Below are 17,931 nucleotides of genomic sequence, written 5' to 3'. Positions count from 1 at the left end.
CCGAGCGAGGCGAACTCCCTCGACGCGAGACGGACGTGAGGCAACGGTCGTCCTTCCCCGCGTACCCGAGGAGTCGTACACAGCATGTCCCGTGACAACACGTCGCGCACCAGAGGATCCGGATCCCGCAACACCTCACGGCGGGCGCGCACCGAAGCGCGCGCCGAGTCCTTCCGGTGTCTGCAGTGCGGGCTCGACGTCCCGATGAGCGCGCCCGGTACCGATCACCGCAACCACTGTCCCAACTGCCTGTGGAGCCGTCATCTCGACGACACCCCCGGTGACCGGCAGGCGGACTGCGGTGCCCGGATGGAACCGCTCGCCATCTCCGTGCGGGGCGACGGCGAGTGGGTTCTCGTCCACCGCTGCACGCACTGCGGAGTGATCCACGCCAACCGCACGGCGGGCGACGACAACGCCCTCCCGCTGACCCGCCTGGCCGTGCGCCCCCTGGCCCAACCGCCCTTCCCCTTCGAACGGTTGGGCAGCCTCTAGGGCGGACACGCCCTAGGTCCTGTCCGGCCGACGCTCGCGGCAGGCCGTCGCGCGCCACGTTCCTTCACGTGGTGCGCGACGGCTCGTTCGAGGGTGCCTCGGGTCCGGTGTGCAGGACTTCGCGGGCCTGTTCGGCGGCGCGGGTGATGCTTTCGCTGATGAAGTCGAGGAAGCGGGCGATGTTCTCCAGGCGGCCGGCGGCAGGGGTGTGGGTGCCGAGGATGGTGGCGCCCTGGCGGGCGATCTCGACGAGCTGGTCGTTGGCTCGGGCGCTGGCGATCGTCGCCTGGTAGAAGAGTTCGTTGTCGACGACGTAGTGCTCGCGGCGGCGTTCGTCGCGTTCTCGGCGGACGAGGCTCTGGCTCTCCAGGAAAGTGATCGCCTTGGAGATGGACGCCGGGCTGACCTGGAGGCGCCGAGCGAGTTGGGACGCGGTGAGGCTGCCCGCGTCGGTGGTGAAAAGGCAGGTCAGCACCCGGGCCGGCATCTTGCTCAGGCCCGAACCCATGAGGACGGTGGTGAACGTCTCCTCGTACTCGGCCACGGCCTCGGCGTCGCGGCCGTGCGGCTGGGGAGCCGACTCCGCCCCTTGGGGAGAGGCGGTCCCGCGCCGGTGGGCGCGGCGTTCGGTGGCGCGGTGGGCCAGGTCGGCGCGGTAGGCGGTGGGGCCGCCGTTGCGCATCACCTCACGTGTGACCGTCGAGGTCGGGCGGTCGAGGCGTCGGGCGATCTCGGCGTAGGGGAGGCTGTCGGCCAGCCCCAGGGCGATCTGCTGGCGTTCCTGCTGGGTGAGCCTGCCTCCCGGCATCGCGGTCTCCTCAGGTGTTCCGTCGTGGTGGTCCTTGATCCCCACCGTAGCGTTCACCCTCATCCATTGCAATGATCGAGATGGCTGCCGTTGCGTTACTCTCAAGCCTGTTGCAACAGTTTCTAGGCTCTGAACTGCATAAATGGAATCTCTATGCAACTTATGCGTTGTCCGAATCTGGAAAGCAACGTAGCGTTTCCGGTGTCGGAAAGAGAAACCACACACAGGAGAACACGATGCAGAAGTTCGACACCCCGGCCCCGATCTCCGCCGTCCTGGACATCCCCGCCGGACGCGTCCAGTTCATCGCCGCGGACCGCACCGACACCACCGTGGAGGTCCTGCCCGCCGACGCCGGCAAGAGCCGCGACACCAAGACCGCCGAGCAGACCACCGTCACCTACGTCGACGGTGTCCTGCGGATCACGGCATCACCGGCTGGAAGCCAACTCCTCGGCCCGTCCGGGGCCATCGAGGTCACCGTCCAACTGCCCGTCGGCTCCCGCGTCGAGGCGAAGGCCGACAGCGCCGAACTCCGTGGCGTCGGACGCCTCGGTGACGTCGCCTTCGAAGGCGCGTACCGCCGGATCAAGCTCGACGAAGCCGCGAGCGTCCGCCTCACCGCGATCGACGGCGACGTCGAGGTCGGCCGGCTGGGCGGCTCCGCGGAGATCAGCACGGCGAAGGGCGACATCAGGATCACCGAGGCCGTGCGCGGCAAAGTCGTGCTCAGCACCCAGTCCGGTGACATCACGGTGGGCGCCGCCGCAGGCGTCTCGGCCGCGCTCGACGCCGGCACCGGCCACGGCCGCGTCAGCAACGCCCTCAAGAACGACGGCACCGCCGAACTCGACATCCACGCCACCACCGCCTACGGCGACATCACCGCCCGCAGCCTGTAACGAAGGAGCACCTCTCATGAGCATGGCGAAGAAGAACAGCACTTCCTCGACCGGTTCTGCGTGGAGCGGCATGGTGCCGGTCGACGATACGGCCCTGGCCGTCACCGACACCGGCGGTCCCGGTATCCCGGTGGTCTACCTCAACGGCCAGTTCGCCACCCAGGGTTACTGGCGGCGGGTCGTCGCCGAACTGGGCACAGGCTGGCGGCACATCACGTACGACGAGCGGGCCCGCGGCAGAAAGTCGAAGCGGTCGGCGGACTACTCCTTCGAGGCCGCCGTCCGTGACGTCGACGCCGTTCTCACGGCAAGGGGCGTGGACCGGGCGCTGGTGGTGGGCTGGTCCTACGGGGCGGTCGTCGCGGCGCACTGGGCCTCGCGCAATCCGGAGCGCGCACTGGGCGCGGTCCTGGTCGACGGCGCGTTCCCCTACGACTGGCTGGACGACGCCATGGAGCAGCGGATCCGGAAGCTGTTCCGGCGGATGGGCTGGTTCATGCCGCTGCTGCGCCCGACGGGCCTGGCTCCACGGATGAACGCCGAGCAGCAGGCGGACAGCAACATCGAACTCGGCAGGCTCTCCCGCGAGCGCGAGCTGGGTCCGGTGCTGGACAACATCACCGTCCCGGTGCGCTACGTGGTCGCCTCGGGGACGTCCCTCGGCAGCAAGGGGGACGAGCAGGAACGGATACGCACCGGCCTCGACGCGGTGACCGTCCGCAACCCGAGGATCCAGATCGGCGCGAAGGTCGCCAGCAACCACGGTGCGCTCCTCAAGAAGGACTTCGCGGCCATCGCCGAGTCGGTACGCGAAGTCGCCCTCCTCGACGGCGGGGACGGCCCGCCCCGGTCCGGCGGCCGGTGAACAGCCGGGCAGGTACTGCCCGCCCGCGAGGTCCGACGAGACCTCGCGGGACCGGGGCGGCCCGCTCCCTACTCCGTACGCAGAGCCGTCACCGTACGTGTCCTGGCCGCCCACCCGGCCGGCAGCAACGCGCCCAGTACCGCGATCAGTACGCCGCCGAGTCCGAGCATGAGCAGTTCGGGCGCCTGGTGGACGGCGATCACGGAGTCGGGCAGGTGGAGCCCGGCGCTGCGCCCCATGGCCGGCATGACCATGGTGTGCAGCGCCACCCCGGCAGGTACACCGAGGGCGCCGCCGAGCAGGCCGGACAGTACGACCGACGTCAGGAGCATCGCCACGATCTGACGGGGCGTCATGCCGAGCGCCTTGTGCACACCGAGATCACGGACGCGTTCGTGGGTGTCGAGCACGACACCGTTCAGCACTCCGAGCCCGGCGACGGTCACGAGCATCAGCGTCAGGATCGTGGTCAGCGTGTTGAGGATGAGGATCATGTCGCCGCCGTCGTCGGACGCCCTGCCCTGCGCGCTGACGCCCAACGGCTTCAGGCCGCTGTTCAGCGCCTTGATGTAACCGCTCACGTCCGTGCCGGACGTCAGCGCGATGTGGTGGCCGGTCGCCGCCAGACCCGGCTCCGCCGACTTGAGCGTCGCGGCGTCCGTGTAGACCAGCATGCCGTCACCCCGGGTGTCGAGGACCTCGCCCACGATCCGCACGGTGACCGCCGCACCCTTGACGCTCAGGGTGACCTCGTCCCCGACCTTCGTCCCGGTGGCGGCCAGGAACTGGGTCGGCACCACGGCCTCGCCCGCCGCGTCGATCCAGCGTCCCGAGACCATCCGGTAGCCGCCCCACGAGGCGTCGCCGCTGAACGCGGTGATCGTGGTGGACCCGTTGGTCCCGGCGACGGTCGCGTTCGTCGTGGCGGAGCCGTAGTACTTCTCGGTGCCCGGCTGCGCCTCGATCGCCGCTGTGATCGCCGCCGGATCCGGGGCGTCCGGCAGGCCGCCGCCCGGCGCGTCGCCAAGCCCGCCACCAGGCCCGCCACCGGGTCCCCGCTGCGGGCCGGACACACCGACGGTGACGTCGGCGGTGTTGTGGTTCCTGGCGCTCATCACCTCGTTGAGCGACGAGGAGAGGCCCACCGCGAAGGTGACCGTCGTGGCGCCGAACAGAACCGCCGCCACCATCGCCGCCGCCCGCGCGGGACGGGCGAAGGGCCGGGCCAGCCCGAGGCTGACCGCCCGTGGCAGCGGGAGCCGGGCGGCCTGCCGGGCCGCCCAGCGGCCCCGCCCCGCCGCCGGGACCCGCCCGACGGCGAGTGCGTCGACCGTGCGCAGCCGCCCGGCCCGCCACGCGCTCGCCCACGCGGTCACGGCGACCACGCCCAGCGCCCCGGCGGTCACGGCGACATCGATCCACGGGGCGACGGACAGCCCGGTCGTGCCGTACGCGTCCGCCGTCTCGGACAGCACCGGCACGGCGAGGAGGTTGCCCGCGACCAGCCCCAGCCCGATGCCGACCGCGGCCGGCACCAGCGCCTGGGCCATGTGGGCGCGTACGACCTGGGACGGGGTGAAGCCGACCGCCTTGAGGATGCCGATCCGCCGCAGCCCCGTACCCACCGTGCCGGCGACCACATTGCCCACGACGAGGACCGACATGACCAGCCCCAGGACACCGAACGCCACGAGGAACGGAACGAACAGCGCCGTGTCGCGGGCCGCGACCTTCCTGACGGTCAGCCAGGACCGCGCACCGGTGACCGCGTCGGCGGGCACCGACGCCGTCACCTCGGCGCGAGCTTCCCGCATGTCGGCGGTGGTCGCCGCCGCGTCGAAGCGGTAGAGCATCTGGTACGCGCCGACCGTGCCGGACGGCGTCAGCGAGGCGACCTGGGACGCTGCCACCCAGGCGTCGGCGGTACGGCTGACCGAGCGAGCCAGGCCGACGACCTTCAGCGTCGGACTGCCGGGCAGATCGGGGAAGTCCAGCTCCAGACCGAGGCGGACCTGGCGCCCGTCGTCGGCGGACAGCACGATCTCGCCCGGCGCGGTGGCCCAGGAACCCGTGGTCAGCGTGATCTCGTCTACGGGGCCATCGGGAGCGTCCCGGCCGACGACCGTCAACGGCGGCAGCCGCATGCCACCGTCGATCTGCGGAGTGACCGACGCGGTCGCGAACGGACCGGCCGCCGCGCTGACGCCCGCCCTCTCGCCGGACGCCGACAGCCGCGCGACCGTCGTCCTGTCCGCGTCGAACTGCGCGTTGAGATGCGCGCCGCGCTGTTCGGCGAACGCGTCGTCGAAGGGGGCGCTCGACGCCACGAGCAGGGAACCGCCGAGTACGGACGCGGTCACCGCCATCAGCGTGGCCAGCCCGATCACGAGCGTCTGCACACGGCGGCGTCCCACACCCGAGCGCACGACCCGGCCCAGGGCGCTCATCGGGCCGACTCCGCCGCGATGCCGGAAGTGACGTCGGAAGGGTCGTCGGAGGCGACATCGGAGGCGGTATCGGCGGTGATCCGGCCGTCGGCCAGCCGGATCGTACGGGTGGTGCAGGACCGCGCGAGGTCGAGGTCGTGGGTGACCACGACGACGGTCTGACCGTCGGCGTTGAGTTCCCTCAGTAGCCGACTGACGTCCTCCCCGGCGGCCGAGTCCAGCGCACCGGTCGGTTCGTCGGCCAGCAGCAGCGGCGGCCGGTTCATCAACGCCCTTGCCACCGCGACACGTTGACGCTCTCCTCCGGAGAGCCGGCCCGGAAACGCGCCGGCGTGCCGGCCGATGCCGAGCGACTCCAGCAGGTCGGCCGCGCGACGGTGCGCGGCCCGGCGCCCCATGCCCGCCAACCGGGCGGGCAGCACGACATTGTCCTCGACGCTCAGATCGTCCAGCAGGTTGAAGAACTGGAAGACCATGCCGATCTTCGCCCGCCGGTAGCGCGCCGAACCGGACTCGCCCAGCTCGTCGACGCGCACACCGTCCACGGTGACCGTTCCGGCGTCGGGCCGGTCCAGACCCGCGATCAGATTGAGCAGGGTCGACTTCCCACTGCCGGAAGGCCCGAGTACGGCGACGGAGTCACCGGCCCGGACGGTCATCGACGCGTCGACCAGTGCCGGCGGCCCGTCGTCGTAGGCGCGACTCACCTCGCGTAGCTCGATCACCGGTGCGGTCGTCATGGCTCGTCTCCCTCGGTCGTCCCTCGTCACATCTGCCGCGATCGACGCTAGGAGCGGGCCCGGCCCCGGCACGACGGCCGCCGGAGGTAACTCCCGTACCGCGTAGGGACGATGGCGGCGGGTGTCATCCCTGCGAGGTAGTCGACAGATGTACGGCGGTACCGGATACGGTCGTTCGGGCTGACGCGATCCGTACCGGCGGCCGACGAGAATGAGCCGGTGACGAACGCAGCGGCGGTGGAACAGCTCCGGGACGCGGCCAGATCCCTGATACGCCCGACCGGCCCCGTGCCGCGCCTCACCCGACGCAACCGGCTCTTCGACATGGCGCTGGCGGCGGTCGTCGGCATCACCATGGCCCACTACGTCACGGACAACCTGAGAGGAGAGGCGACGCGGTTCACCGTCCCCTCCCCGCTCGGACAGCCCACCGGATCGGGCGACTTGATCCTCCTGCTGAGCCTGGCGGTCGCCGCCTCGGCGCCCCTGCTACTCCGTCGCAGGCACCCGCTCACCGTGCTGTGGATCGTGATGGGCGCGACGGCGCTGACACCGCCGTACGCCGCGCGCCTCACCTTCTACGCCTGCGTCATCGCCGCCTACAGCGCCGCCGCCTACAGCCGCCACCGGGTACCGACGCTGGCGAGCCTGCCCCTCGCGGTGCTCCTCGTCAGCAGAGTGCGGGACGGGATGGCGCCCACCGTCCCCGACCAGTACGTCCCGCTGCTGATCTCGGTCCCGCTCGTCGTCGCGGCCATCGGGCTCCGTACGTGGAAACTCCGGGCCGACGAGGGCCGTACGCGGCTGTCCCGGCTGGAACGCGAGCAGGCGGCGGCGCTGCGCCGGGCCGTCGAGCACGAACGGGGCAGGATCGCACGGGAGTTGCACGACGTGGTGACGCACAACGTCAGCGTGATGGTCATCCAGGCCGGCGCCGCCCGCAAAGTCATGGCGACGGCTCCCGAGGACGCCCGCGAGGCGCTGCTCGCGGTCGAGGCGGGCGGCCGGGCGGCGATGAGCGAACTACGCCATGTCATGGGGCTGTTGACGATGAACGCGGACGACGCCCCGGACCCGGCGGGCGCCGGCCGTCCGGCGGATCTGGCGCCGCTGCCGGGCCTGGACCAGTTGGAGGGCCTGACCGGACGGGTACGGGACACCGGCGTGCCGGTCACGGTCACCGTCACCGGACAACCGCGTCCCCTGCCGGCCGGTGTCGAACTGACCGCGTATCGCGTGGTGCAGGAGGCGCTGACCAACATGGTGAAGCACGCGGTCGGCGCGAGCGCGGCCGTGACCGTCGTGTACGGCGCCGACCACCTCCGCGTGGAGGTCACCGACACCGGCGGGACACCGGGCCCGGCGGCGTCGGCCGGCGACGGCCGTGGTCTGATCGGTCTGCGTGAACGCCTCGCTGTCTACGGCGGAACTCTCCGAACAGGACCGCGTCCCCTCGGCGGTTACCGCGTCCAGGCACTGATCCCCGTGGAGACACCATGAACAAGTCGCCGCGCGTCGTGGTCGCCGACGACCAGGCGCTGGTCCGTACCGGCTTCAGGATGATCCTGAAGGCCGACGGCATCGACGTGGTCGCGGAGGCGGTCAACGGCCTCGAAGCCGTGGAAGCGGTACGGCGTACCCGGCCCGACGTGGTCCTGATGGACATCCGGATGCCAGAGCTGGACGGCCTGGAGGCCACCCGGCGCATCCTCGACGCGACAGCGGCGGCCGGGGCCGACCAGCCGCGCGTGGTCATGCTGACGACGTTCGATCTCGATCACTACGTCTACGCGGCGCTCTCCGCCGGGGCCAGCGGCTTCCTGCTCAAGGACGTCACCCCCGAACACCTCGTCGCCGCCGTCCACACGGTCCGCACCGGCGACGCCCTGCTGGCGCCGACGATCACCCGCCGCCTCGTCGAGCGCTTCGCCCGCCGCGACGCCGACACGGCCACGCTCCACCGCGACCTGGCAGCCCTGACCCCACGCGAACTCGAAGTCCTGCGCCTGCTGGCCGGTGGCCTGAGCAACGCCGAACTCGCCGCCCGTCTCCATCTGTCCGAGGCGACCGTCAAGACGCATGTCTCCCGCATCCTCGCCAAACTCGCCCTCCGCGATCGCGCCCAGGCGGTGGTCGTCGCCTACGAGACGGGCCTGATCAGCCCCGGCGCCCACCGGACCCGGGACGAACATCCGTGCGCGTAAATACAGATGAAGGGACCTGCGGGAGTCGGCTACTGTCGTCCCCACAACTTCACACGCAGCACCCCCGGTGCGTGGGCCGCGGCTACTTCTTAAGGTGAATCACGCCGCACACCGTTCTGATCTCGGGGGACCAGCATCGGAGCGCCCGGTGCGCAGGCGACGGATACTTCTTTCTGCAAAAAAGGGGACCCGGGTTCGAATCCCGGCGGTCCGGCTTCGGCCGGGCTGTGGTGCAGCGGCCCAGCATCCATGTCTCCGTCGCCGACTCTGATCTCGGGCGCTCCGATGCGGTGATGGCGCGGACTCACTCGGCGCGGACTCACCCGGCGCAGGCCGCGGCGATCGACAGGCTGTTCTCGTACAGGTGGTGGCGGGTGATCCGGCCGTCCTCGACCGTGAGGCGCAGCGCGAACGGGCCCTCGAAGGACTTCCCCGTGGCGCGTACGGTCCCCGACAGCTGCCCCGTCAGGACGGCGTCGGTGCCGTCGACAAGGAAGGCGTCGACAGATGCGCGCGCGTCCTCGGGCACAGTGTGCTCCATCAACTCCGTGAACTGGGCGGCACATTCGGCGCCGGTGGACCTCGGGCGGATCCACGGCACGGTGGGATTCTCGGCGAGCAGCCAGTCGACCTCGTCGGCGAAGATCTCGACCAGCCGGTCGGTGTCCCCGGCCACCCGGGCGGTGAGGAACTGCTGCACCACGTCCCGCGTGGCCTCGGTGGCCGAACTCACCGTGGTGGTGGGTGACTTGACGGACATGGTGTTCTCCTCGCGGCTGCGGCCGGATCCCGGCGGGGGTTCCCGTCGATGTGCTTGATCCTGGCAGTGGAGCGGAGAATGGTCGATTACCCCGGGGGTAATGGCGCGCGGCCGGTCAGCCGCTCACTCACCGGCCCGAGTGGGACGGTGGCACCAACGCCTGGAGCGCGGCCAGCGCATCGTTCGCGATCGGTGACGGGGGCGCCGACTCCGGTGGGACCGTGCGGAAGGCGCTCGGGGACATGCCGCAGACCGCGCGGAAGCGGCGCGAGAAGTGGTACGCGTCGGCGAAGCCGCACTGGACCGCTACGGCCCGGAGCGACAGATTGCTCAGCCACAGCAGGGGCTCGGCCCTCGCCAGACGGAGCCGTTCGAGGCCTTCCACCGGGCTGACACCGAGCTGCCGCCGGCAGATACGGCACAACGTGCTCTCCGAGACTCCCGCCGCCCGCGCCAGCCGCGCCAGGGCGAGCGGCCGGGCGACGCCGTCGGACCAGTGGGCGCGGACCGCGCCCATCATGGCGACCAGCGGTTCGGGAAGGGTGTGCGCACCGGTCCCGGGGCCGGGGCCGTACGCGAAGGTGAGGAGCAGGAGCCGCAGGGTCTCCTCGGCGTGCCGCTCCCAGCCCGGCCGGCGTGCCGCGCCGAGTGTCAGGAGGTACTGGCAGAGCGCGGCCATCGGGTCGCCCCGCCCCGTCAGATCCCGGACGACCGGCCAGTCGGTGTCGTCGGGCGCCACGGCGCCGGGCGGGGCGGGGTGCAGCCGGAAGTGTGTGTAGGCGTGTCGGGTGGGCCGGCGGGTGTCCCAGTGGAAGGTGTCGCGCATGCCGGGCCGTACGAGCAGCAGTGCGCTGGGCGTCAGCGGGACGGTCAGGTTGCCGCAGACCCAGCGGGCGCTGCCGTGCAGCAGCCAGACGAACTCGTACGAACGCGCGTCCCTGGGGCCGAACACCGCCCCCGGCGGATAGTCCGCGACCGCCGGCCCGAGCCGGGGGAGCAGCGTGGGGGCGAGGGGCGGCACGAAGGGGGACGGAACGAGGGGTGGGACGGGGAGTGGGACGAGCGTGCGGTCGTCCGTCATCGCCTCACCTGTCGCACCCGCCGGACCGGTCACGCCGCACCCGGGGCGTACGGATGTCCGTGACCCCCTTGTAGGCGTACGGGTCGCGGCCCGCGACCAGCACCACGTCCCGGAAGTCGGCCTGGGCCATGGGCAGTTCGTCCTCCGGCGGCGCCCAGGGCAGCAGGGACGAGGCGCTCATGTAGTGGTTGACCAGGGCCCGCCGGAAGCCCCGCGCGCCGGTGTTGGGCAGTGACTTGTGCAGCAGATGACCGTTGAAGAGCAGCACCGATCCGGCGGCGATCTCTACGGGGACGGCGTCGGCCTCGTCGTACGGAAAGTCGTAGGACTCGACCGTGCAGTCGTAACGGGCGTCGTCGTGCTCGCGGTTGGGGTAGATGACGCCCGGCCGGTGCGAACCCGGCAGGACCCACAGACAGCCGTTGTCGACGGTGGCGTCGTCCAGGGCGAGCCAGGCCGCGGTCAGCGAACGATCCCGGGTGGGGATGAACATCTCGTCCTGATGCCACGCCTGGCCCGGCCTGCCCTCGGACTTGACGAACAGCATCGACTGCATCGACTTGATGTCGGGCCCGATCACCTCGGTCAGTGGTCCGACGATCGCGGGATGGCACATGGTGTCGAGCATGAGCGCCGACAGCTTGTGCGGATAGTGCACGCACAGGAATCTCCGTACGGTGTCGTCGTCGCTCTCGCCCGCGACCGGCGGCAGCGCTCCCTCGACGACGCCCCGCTCGCCCCGGCAGATCCGCAGGGTCTCCGCACACAGCTCCGCGACCTCTTCCGGCGTCAGAACGCACGGCAGCACGGCGTAGCCGTCCCGGCCGAAGCGCGACATGAGGTCGCCGGCCGCCAAGGGGGCCGGCGGCAGGGTGCTTCGGGTGTTCTCCGGAATGGCGCGGACAGACATCGATCTCCCCTTCTCACCGGGACGCCGGCTCGTGGTCGCCTTCTCGATGCTCCTGCGACATCGCGCCTCAGTGCCATGGCTCGCCCGTGCGTACGGATGGCGAATCCTGTCACGCCACATGATCAGACCATCTGTCAGAAACAAGCCGGACAAAGGCCGTTCACGGCTCTTGACGCGTTTCGCGGCATTCGAGTAGCGTCTTGCGGCACTTGCTAATACGTATTAGTTGGGAGTGCTCATGGCCCCTCCCGAACGGCGTCGACGGACCACCCAGCGGGACATCGCCCGGCGCGCCGGCGTCTCCCAGGCGACGGTGTCGCTGGTGATAAGCGGGGGCGCGGCGAGTACCCAGATCGCGGACCCGACACGCAGGGCCGTGCTGGCGGCGGCCGAGGAACTCGGCTACACGGCCAACGTCGCCGCGCGCAGTCTGAAGGGCGGGCGGAACCGGCTGCTCGGGCTCTACACCTTCGAGTCGGTGTTCCCGACCGATCAACGCGACTTCTACTACCCGTTCCTGCTCGGCGTGGCGGAGGAGACGGCGCGGCAGGGCTACGACCTGCTGCTGTTCAGTTCGAGCGGCGCGAGCGCGGGCGCCACCGCGGGTTCGGACACGCGCGGGGCCGGCGCCGGTGGCACAGGTGGCGCCGAGCGGTCGATCTACGTCGGCGGGGCCAACCGGCTGAAGATCGCGGACGGCTGCGTCCTCCTCGGCAGGAACGTCCGGCGCGAGGAACTGTCGGCGCTGGTCCGAGAGGACTTCCCCTTCGTCTTCGTCGGACGCCGCGAGGTGGACGACGGTGAACTGTCCTACGTGGCAGCCGACTACGTCTCCGCGACCGGCGCGCTCGTCGCCGAACTGGCCCGGCTGGGCCACCGGCGGATTCTGTACCTGCGGGCCCTGGAGGACAGCGAGCCCACCCGCGACCGTGAGGAGGGATACCGGCGCGGGCTGGCCGACGCCGGCATCGTCCCCGACGAGGCGCTGATCCGGACCCTGGCCGATCCGGCGGACCTCTCGATCGAGCGGGTGGAGGAGTGGATCGGCGGGCTCGGGATCACCGCGCTGCTGGTCGAGCCGACCGAGGACAACCGGCTCACCGAGGCGCTGGCGACGATGGCCGGCACGGAACGGGTGCGCTTCCCGACGGACTGCTCGCTGGCCCTGCTGGGCGATCCGCCGTCCTGGACACCAGAGTCGCGGGACTGGACGCGGTTCTCGCTGCCACGCGCCGAGATGGCCGGCCAGGCCGTACGCGTACTGATCGAACTCCTCGACCAGGAGCCCCCCGAGCCGCGACAGGTGACGGTGCGCTGCGCGTACGTACCGGGCGACTCGATCGGCCCGGTCCCCACTCGCGTCGAGCGTAAGCCCGAGCCCCAGCCCGACGGGGGGCCGGGGACATGATCCGTATGATCGCGCACCGGCTGCTCGTCGGGGTCTTCGTGATGTGGGGCGCCGCCTCGCTGATCTTCGTCATCGTCCGCGCGGCGCCCGGCGACCCCGCGACCGTGCTACTCGGCCCGGACGCCGACCAGGGCCAGATCGACCGGCTGCGCGCGTCGCTCGGACTCGACCGGTCGCTCGGCGCCCAGTACCTCAGCTACCTCGGCGATGTCTCCCGGCTCGACTTCGGGGAGTCGCACCGGCTCGGCAGGCCCGCCATGGACGCCGTCCTCGACCGGCTGCCCGCCACGATCGACCTCACGCTGACAGCCACCGCGATCGCGGTGATCGTGGGACTGACGCTCGGCCTGCTGGCCGGCGGACGGCCCGGCGGCCCGCTGGACCGGGTGGTCTTGGCCTGCACGATCGCCCTCCAGTCCTTCCCCACGTTCTGGATCGGCATCATGCTTGTGCTGGTCTTCGCACTCGGCCTGCGCCTGCTGCCCAGTTCAGGAGTCGGCACGCCCCAGCATCTGGTGCTGCCGGCCGTCACCCTCTCGTTCCCGTTCGTCGCGATCATCGCCCGGCTGACCCGCACCAGCGTCGCGGAGACGATGCGCGAGGGCTACATCCAGACCGCGCGCTCCAAGGGGCTGACCCAGCGTCAGGTACTGCTCGGTCACGCCCTGCGTAACTCGCTGATCCCGGTCGTGACCGTCGTGGGCGTCCAGGTGGGCGCCCTGGTTGGCGGCGCCGTGATCGTCGAGAACGTCTTCGCGTGGCCCGGCCTCGGCTCGCTCGTGGTGGACGCGGTGGCCAACCGCGACTACGCCGTCGTCCAGGGCGTCACCCTCCTGATCGCGGGCATCGTCGTCGTACTCAACCTGATGGCGGACCTGCTCATCGCCCAGCTGGATCCGCGCATCCGGACGGGAGCCGCCTGATGGCCGACATCGCCACCGCCGCCGAACAGTTGACGACCGCTCCGCCGCGTCCGCGGCGCCGGCTGCTCTCCCGTATCCCCTGTCTGGTCGTGGGCCTCTATCTGCTGATCGCCGTCGTGGGACCGCTGCTGATCCAGTACGACCCGGTGCACACGTCCCTGGAGGACCGGCTGCTCTCTCCCGGCTCCGAGACGTCCACGGGCGGCACGGCCTGGTTCGGCACGGACGGCCTCGGCCGCGATGTACTGGCGCAGATCGTCCACGGGGCCAGGACCTCGGTGCTCATCGGTGTGTCCACGGTCGCGATCTCCTGTCTCGCCGGGGTCGTCCTCGGCGCCGTCGCCGGCTACTTCCGCGGCGCTGTCGACGCCGTACTGGCGCGGGTCTTCGACGTTCTGCTGGCGTTTCCCGCGATCCTGCTGGCGATCGTGATCGCGGGCGCCTTCGACCGCAGCGTCCTGCTGGTCGTCGTCGCGCTCTCGGCGACCGGCTGGATTTCCTTCGCCCGCGTCACGCGGGGCGTCGCGCTCTCCATCCGGGAACGGCCCTGGGTCGACGCCGCGCGGGTGCTGGGCGTGCCGGGGCGGACCATCCTCGCCCGGCATGTACTCCCGTTCACGGCGGGGCCGATCGTCGCCCTCGCCACGCTCGAATTCGCGCTGGTGGTGCTGGCGGAGGCGGGGCTCAGCTTCCTCGGCATAGGGCTGCCCGCCTCGACGGTGTCCTGGGGGCAGACCATCGCGAACGGCAAGGAGTACCTCGAACCGCAGTGGTGGATCTCCACCCTTCCCGGCATCGCCCTGTCTCTCCTGATCATCAACGTCGGCATCCTCGGCGACCAGCTCACCGCCCGCCACCGGCGTGGCCGCACCGACTGAACCGCCTGGTCGCCACCTCCGTCCGACCCGGCTGCCCCCCCGAACCGGCCGACTCCGACCGACCGACCCTCGTTCTCAGACAGGAGCACCACCATGACCAAGACGCGCTGGTACGGGCGGAGCCGGCTGGTCCGGCTCGCCGCCACCGCAACAGCGGGCGCGGCCCTCCTCGCCGCCTGCACGACGACTACGGGCGGCGACGACAACGACGGAGGGGGCTCCGGCGGCTCGGGCGACGTGACGGCCGCGGGCACCTATCCGATCGAGAGCCTGGACCCGCACGGCGCCCAAGGCGCCTCCACCGGAACGCAGTTGGCGGGGCAGGAGATCTTCAGCAGACTGGTGAAACCTGAGCCGGACGGCACCCTCACCGGTGATCTCGCCACCGCCTGGAAGCCCGACAAGGCTGTGACGGCCTGGACGTTCACGCTGCGCGAGGGGGTGACGTTCTCCGACGGCTCCCCGCTCGACGCCGACGACGTGGTCGCGTCCTTCCGGCGCATGATCAGCCTGGACGGCCCCAACGCGGGCAATTTCCCCGGCTCGACGATGACCAGGACGTCGGCCACCGAAGTCGTGCTCACCAGCCCGGCACCCGACGCGTCCGTCCCCGGCAAGCTCGGCACCTTCTACGTCATCCCGTCGGACGTCGGCGAGGACGACACCGCCTTCTTCAACAACCCCGTCGGCTCGGGCCCGTTCACCGTCGACGGGTTCACACCGGGCGAGTCGCTGGTCCTGGTGCCCAACAAGAAGTACCGGGGCGACAAGCCCGCGCCGCGCCGGGTCACCGTACGGAACATCCCGGAGCTGTCGGCACGGATGACGGCCCTGCGCACCGGCGAGGTCGACATCCTCTGGGGCATCCCGGACGACCAACTGGCCTCGCTGAAGGGCGAGAAGGACCTGACGGTGCGAACGGTGCCGAGCAGCGCCGAGTTCACCATGTGGTTCAACTCCTCGACCCCCGCGCTCAAGGACGCGAAGGTACGCAGGGCGATCTGGCAGGCGGTCGACTTCAAGACCATCATCGACAAGCTCTACCCCGAGACCGGCAAGCCGGCCGACGCGCCCGTGACGAGCGTCGTACTCGGACACGTACCGCAGCCGCCCGTGGCCCACGACGCGACAGCCGCCAGGTCGGCGCTCACCGCCGCGGGCTTCGACTTCTCCAAGAAGCTCCGACTCCAGTTCGCCAACGCCGAGTTCCGGCCCTTCATCCAGGCCGTCGTCTCGGACCTGCGGGAGGTCGGGGTGCGGGCGGAGCCGCTGGAGAAGGAACAGGCCACCTTCACGGAAGACCTGATCGCGCTCAAGTGGGACATCAACTTCCAGCAGTTGGCCATCCCCAGCTACGACGCGGCCAGCAACCTCGGCCGCCTCTACACCTGCGAGGCCAACCGGAACGGCTACTGCAACAAGCGGCTGGACGGTCTGCTCGCGGCGGCGGGCGCCACCGCCGACAAGAAGAAGCGCACCGACCTCTACGGCCAGGCGAGCCGGATCATCTGGCAGGACGCCGTCGGGATGTACCCGATGTCGGTGAGCATCGCCTACGCCTGGAAAAGCGACCTCATGGGCTTCACCCCCGACGCCAGTGGCCTGCCGGACTTCGCCACCGTCCGGACCGGTGGCTCGTGACCCCGGCCGGAACCGCGCGCGAGCGCGGAGCCGTGAAACCGGAGCCCGCGACCGACGGGCCGCCCCTGCGGATCGACGACCTGGTGGTGGAACTGCCGGGCCCGCGCGGTGAGCGGGTGCGCGTGGTGGACGGTGTGTCCTTCGACGTACCGAGAGGCACCACCGTAGGACTGATCGGTGAGTCGGGCAGCGGAAAGACGATGACCGCCCAGGCGATCCTGGGCCTGCCGCCCGAGGGCGCCACGCTCACGGGGCGGCTGCTGTGGCACGGCGAGGACCTGATCGCCGCCGACGAGGTACGGCGCCGTACGGTACGCGGCCGGGAGATCGCGATGATCTTCCAGGACCCGCTCGCCGCCCTCAACCCGACCCAGCGGATCGGCCGTCAGGTCGGCGAGATCCCACGCCGCGACGGGCTGCCGCGCGCCGAGGTGAACCGCCGGGTCGTCGAACTCCTCGACCGGGCGGGTGTACCGGAACCGCGCCGCCGGATGCGCGCCTACCCGCACGAGTTGTCCGGCGGCCTGCGCCAACGCGCCATGATCGCCCTGGCGTTGGCCGGCCGGCCCGCGCTGCTGCTCGCCGACGAACCGACGACGGCGCTCGACGTCACCGTGCAGTCCCGGATCCTGCGGCTGCTGGCCGACATCCAGGCGGCGGACGGTCTGGCCATGCTGCTGGTCAGCCATGACCTGCGGGTCGTGTCGCACGTCGCCGAACAGGTGGTGGTGATGTACGCGGGACGGGTCGGCGAGCGCGGGCCCGCCCGCGACGTACTGCGCCGGCCGGCCCATCCGTACACCGCCGCCCTCGTACGCAGCGTGCCCGCCGTCAGGACCCGTACCGCGCTCGCCGATCCGCTGCCGGGGGCCCCGGCGACCCCGGCGAACCGGCCGGCCGGCTGCGCGTTCCATCCGCGCTGCCCACTGGCCCGCGCACGGTGCCGAGGCGAGGTGCCGGCGGTCCGGGAGGTGGCGCGGGAGCGGTGGAGCGCCTGTCACTTCGCCGAGGAGGTGCTGGGCTCGTGAGTTCGGATGAGCGAGTGGGGAAACTCCTCGACGTGCGCGATCTGCGCGTCAGTTACGGGGGGCGGGGCAGAGCCCGCAGGGGCGGCACGGCCGCCGTGGACGGGTTGAGTCTGTCGGTGGCGCCCGAGGAGACCCTCGGGCTGGTCGGCGAGTCGGGCTCCGGAAAGACGACCGTCGCCCGGTGCGTGGCCGGACTCCTGCGGCCGGGGGCCGGGACGCTCACCTTCGACGGCCGGCCGCTCGGCCGCGCGGGCCGCCGGCCGCCGGAGCTGCAACGCGCGGTACAGATGGTGTTCCAGGATCCGCGTTCGTCACTGAACCCGCGCATGACGGTCGCCTCGATCATCGCCGAGGTCTGGGACACCCACCCGGTCACCGCCCCCAAGGGCGATCGAACGGAGGCGCTGCACCGGCTCCTGGCCGACATGGGGCTCGACCCCGAGGTGGCGTCGCGGCGGGCGGGGGACCTGTCGGGCGGTCAGTGCCAGCGCGTCAGCATCGCCAGAGCGCTGGCGGTACGGCCCCGGCTGCTGGTGTGCGACGAGGCGGTGTCGGCGCTCGACGTCTCCGTCCAGGCCCAGATCCTGCGGCTGCTGGCCGATCTGCGGGCCAGGCACCGGCTCGCGATGCTGTTCATCTCCCACGACCTGGGGGTGGTGCACCAGATCGCCGACCGGGTGGCGGTGATGCACCGGGGCGTGATCGTGGAGAAGGGCCGGACCGGCGAGGTACTGACCGCGCCGCGTCACGCGTACACCCGGGCGCTGCTGGACGCGGCGCTGGACCTGGACGACTCGGTGCCGGGCGACGGCACCACCGACGACAAGGCGGTCGTATGAGC

The 17,931-nt window shown here is 71.2% G+C and carries 17 protein-coding genes and 1 tRNA gene; 12 read left to right on the top strand and 6 right to left on the bottom strand.

Annotated elements, in window-relative coordinates:
• Positions 1-84 precede the first annotated feature (84 nt).
• On the top strand, positions 85-495 hold the full coding sequence (locus tag ACFT9I_RS00750) for an RNHCP domain-containing protein (RefSeq protein WP_382558956.1): 411 nt from the start codon (positions 85-87) through the stop codon (positions 493-495).
• A 64-nt stretch (positions 496-559) separates the two neighbouring features.
• Here the strand turns inward: ACFT9I_RS00750 and ACFT9I_RS00745 are convergent, their stop codons facing one another.
• Entirely contained in the window at positions 560-1,303 is a 744-nt protein-coding gene (locus ACFT9I_RS00745; RefSeq protein ID WP_382559593.1) for a helix-turn-helix domain-containing protein, read from the bottom strand.
• 236 nt (positions 1,304-1,539) lie between these two features.
• Between ACFT9I_RS00745 and ACFT9I_RS00740 the strand changes: the two genes are divergently transcribed.
• Both ACFT9I_RS00740 and ACFT9I_RS00735 read left to right on the top strand, forming a co-directional pair.
• A complete protein-coding gene (locus ACFT9I_RS00740) occupies positions 1,540-2,205 on the top strand; it encodes a DUF4097 family beta strand repeat-containing protein (RefSeq protein ID WP_382558954.1) in 666 nt (221 codons plus the stop codon).
• Positions 2,206-2,221: 16 nt separating this feature from the next.
• A complete protein-coding gene (locus tag ACFT9I_RS00735) occupies positions 2,222-3,070 on the top strand; it encodes an alpha/beta fold hydrolase (protein WP_382558952.1) in 849 nt (282 codons plus the stop codon).
• A 68-nt stretch (positions 3,071-3,138) separates the two neighbouring features.
• Here the strand turns inward: ACFT9I_RS00735 and ACFT9I_RS00730 are convergent, their stop codons facing one another.
• A complete protein-coding gene (locus ACFT9I_RS00730; protein WP_382558950.1) occupies positions 3,139-5,517 on the bottom strand; it encodes an ABC transporter permease in 2,379 nt (792 codons plus the stop codon).
• Positions 5,514-6,257: an ABC transporter ATP-binding protein gene (locus tag ACFT9I_RS00725; protein ID WP_382558948.1), complete on the bottom strand. Its 744-nt coding sequence runs from the start codon at positions 6,255-6,257 to the stop codon at positions 5,514-5,516. The genes ACFT9I_RS00730 and ACFT9I_RS00725 overlap by 4 nt, the downstream gene beginning before the upstream one ends.
• 219 nt (positions 6,258-6,476) lie before the next feature.
• On the opposite strand from ACFT9I_RS00725, the gene ACFT9I_RS00720 reads away from it, so the two are divergent.
• The 3 genes from ACFT9I_RS00720 to ACFT9I_RS00710 all read left to right on the top strand — a co-directional run bounded on the left by ACFT9I_RS00720 (position 6,477) and on the right by ACFT9I_RS00710 (position 8,674).
• Positions 6,477-7,757, top strand: a complete 1,281-nt coding sequence (locus tag ACFT9I_RS00720) for a sensor histidine kinase (RefSeq protein ID WP_382558946.1) — start codon at positions 6,477-6,479, stop codon at positions 7,755-7,757.
• The gene (locus tag ACFT9I_RS00715) at positions 7,754-8,461 is read left to right on the top strand and encodes a response regulator (RefSeq protein WP_382558944.1); all 708 of its coding nucleotides are present in this window, start codon (positions 7,754-7,756) and stop codon (positions 8,459-8,461) included. The genes ACFT9I_RS00720 and ACFT9I_RS00715 overlap by 4 nt, the downstream gene beginning before the upstream one ends.
• Before the next feature lie 127 nt (positions 8,462-8,588).
• Positions 8,589-8,674: transfer RNA gene (locus tag ACFT9I_RS00710), tRNA-Cys, on the top strand.
• Positions 8,675-8,780: 106 nt separating this feature from the next.
• Here the strand turns inward: ACFT9I_RS00710 and ACFT9I_RS00705 are convergent.
• The 3 genes from ACFT9I_RS00705 to ACFT9I_RS00695 all read right to left on the bottom strand — a co-directional run bounded on the left by ACFT9I_RS00705 (position 8,781) and on the right by ACFT9I_RS00695 (position 11,212).
• Positions 8,781-9,221 carry a nuclear transport factor 2 family protein gene (locus ACFT9I_RS00705; RefSeq protein ID WP_382558942.1) on the bottom strand — a complete coding sequence of 147 codons (441 nt, stop codon included), beginning with the start codon at positions 9,219-9,221 and terminating at the stop codon, positions 8,781-8,783.
• Positions 9,222-9,348: 127 nt separating this feature from the next.
• Positions 9,349-10,302 (bottom strand): helix-turn-helix transcriptional regulator, encoded by a 954-nt coding sequence (locus ACFT9I_RS00700; RefSeq protein ID WP_382558940.1) that lies wholly within the window; start codon positions 10,300-10,302, stop codon positions 9,349-9,351.
• A gap of 4 nt (positions 10,303-10,306) precedes the next feature.
• Positions 10,307-11,212, bottom strand: coding sequence for a phytanoyl-CoA dioxygenase family protein (locus tag ACFT9I_RS00695; RefSeq protein ID WP_382558938.1), 906 nt, complete (start codon positions 11,210-11,212; stop codon positions 10,307-10,309).
• Between the two features lie 238 nt (positions 11,213-11,450).
• Between ACFT9I_RS00695 and ACFT9I_RS00690 the strand changes: the two genes are divergently transcribed.
• The 6 genes from ACFT9I_RS00690 (at position 11,451) to ACFT9I_RS00665 (ending at position 17,929) form a co-directional block, all read left to right on the top strand.
• On the top strand, positions 11,451-12,620 hold the full coding sequence (locus ACFT9I_RS00690; protein ID WP_382558936.1) for a LacI family DNA-binding transcriptional regulator: 1,170 nt from the start codon (positions 11,451-11,453) through the stop codon (positions 12,618-12,620).
• On the top strand, positions 12,617-13,543 hold the full coding sequence (locus ACFT9I_RS00685) for an ABC transporter permease (RefSeq protein WP_382558934.1): 927 nt from the start codon (positions 12,617-12,619) through the stop codon (positions 13,541-13,543). The genes ACFT9I_RS00690 and ACFT9I_RS00685 overlap by 4 nt, the downstream gene beginning before the upstream one ends.
• Complete coding sequence (locus tag ACFT9I_RS00680; RefSeq protein ID WP_382558932.1) at positions 13,543-14,421, top strand: ABC transporter permease; 879 nt, start codon at positions 13,543-13,545, stop codon at positions 14,419-14,421. The genes ACFT9I_RS00685 and ACFT9I_RS00680 overlap by 1 nt, the downstream gene beginning before the upstream one ends.
• A 93-nt stretch (positions 14,422-14,514) precedes the next feature.
• On the top strand, positions 14,515-16,062 hold the full coding sequence (locus tag ACFT9I_RS00675) for an ABC transporter substrate-binding protein (RefSeq protein ID WP_382558930.1): 1,548 nt from the start codon (positions 14,515-14,517) through the stop codon (positions 16,060-16,062).
• On the top strand, positions 16,059-17,090 hold the full coding sequence (locus ACFT9I_RS00670) for an ABC transporter ATP-binding protein (protein ID WP_382558928.1): 1,032 nt from the start codon (positions 16,059-16,061) through the stop codon (positions 17,088-17,090). Before ACFT9I_RS00675 ends, ACFT9I_RS00670 begins: the two co-directional genes overlap by 4 nt.
• Positions 17,087-17,929, top strand: a complete 843-nt coding sequence (locus ACFT9I_RS00665) for an ATP-binding cassette domain-containing protein (RefSeq protein WP_382558926.1) — start codon at positions 17,087-17,089, stop codon at positions 17,927-17,929. The genes ACFT9I_RS00670 and ACFT9I_RS00665 overlap by 4 nt, the downstream gene beginning before the upstream one ends.
• Positions 17,930-17,931 lie beyond the last annotated feature (2 nt).

The sequence above is a fragment of the Streptomyces sp. NPDC057137 genome (assembly GCF_042670825.1).
Taxonomy (GTDB): Bacteria; Actinomycetota; Actinomycetes; order Streptomycetales; family Streptomycetaceae; genus Streptomyces.
Note: the sequence above shows the minus strand (reverse complement) of the source record. Positions and strands in the feature narration are given on the sequence as shown.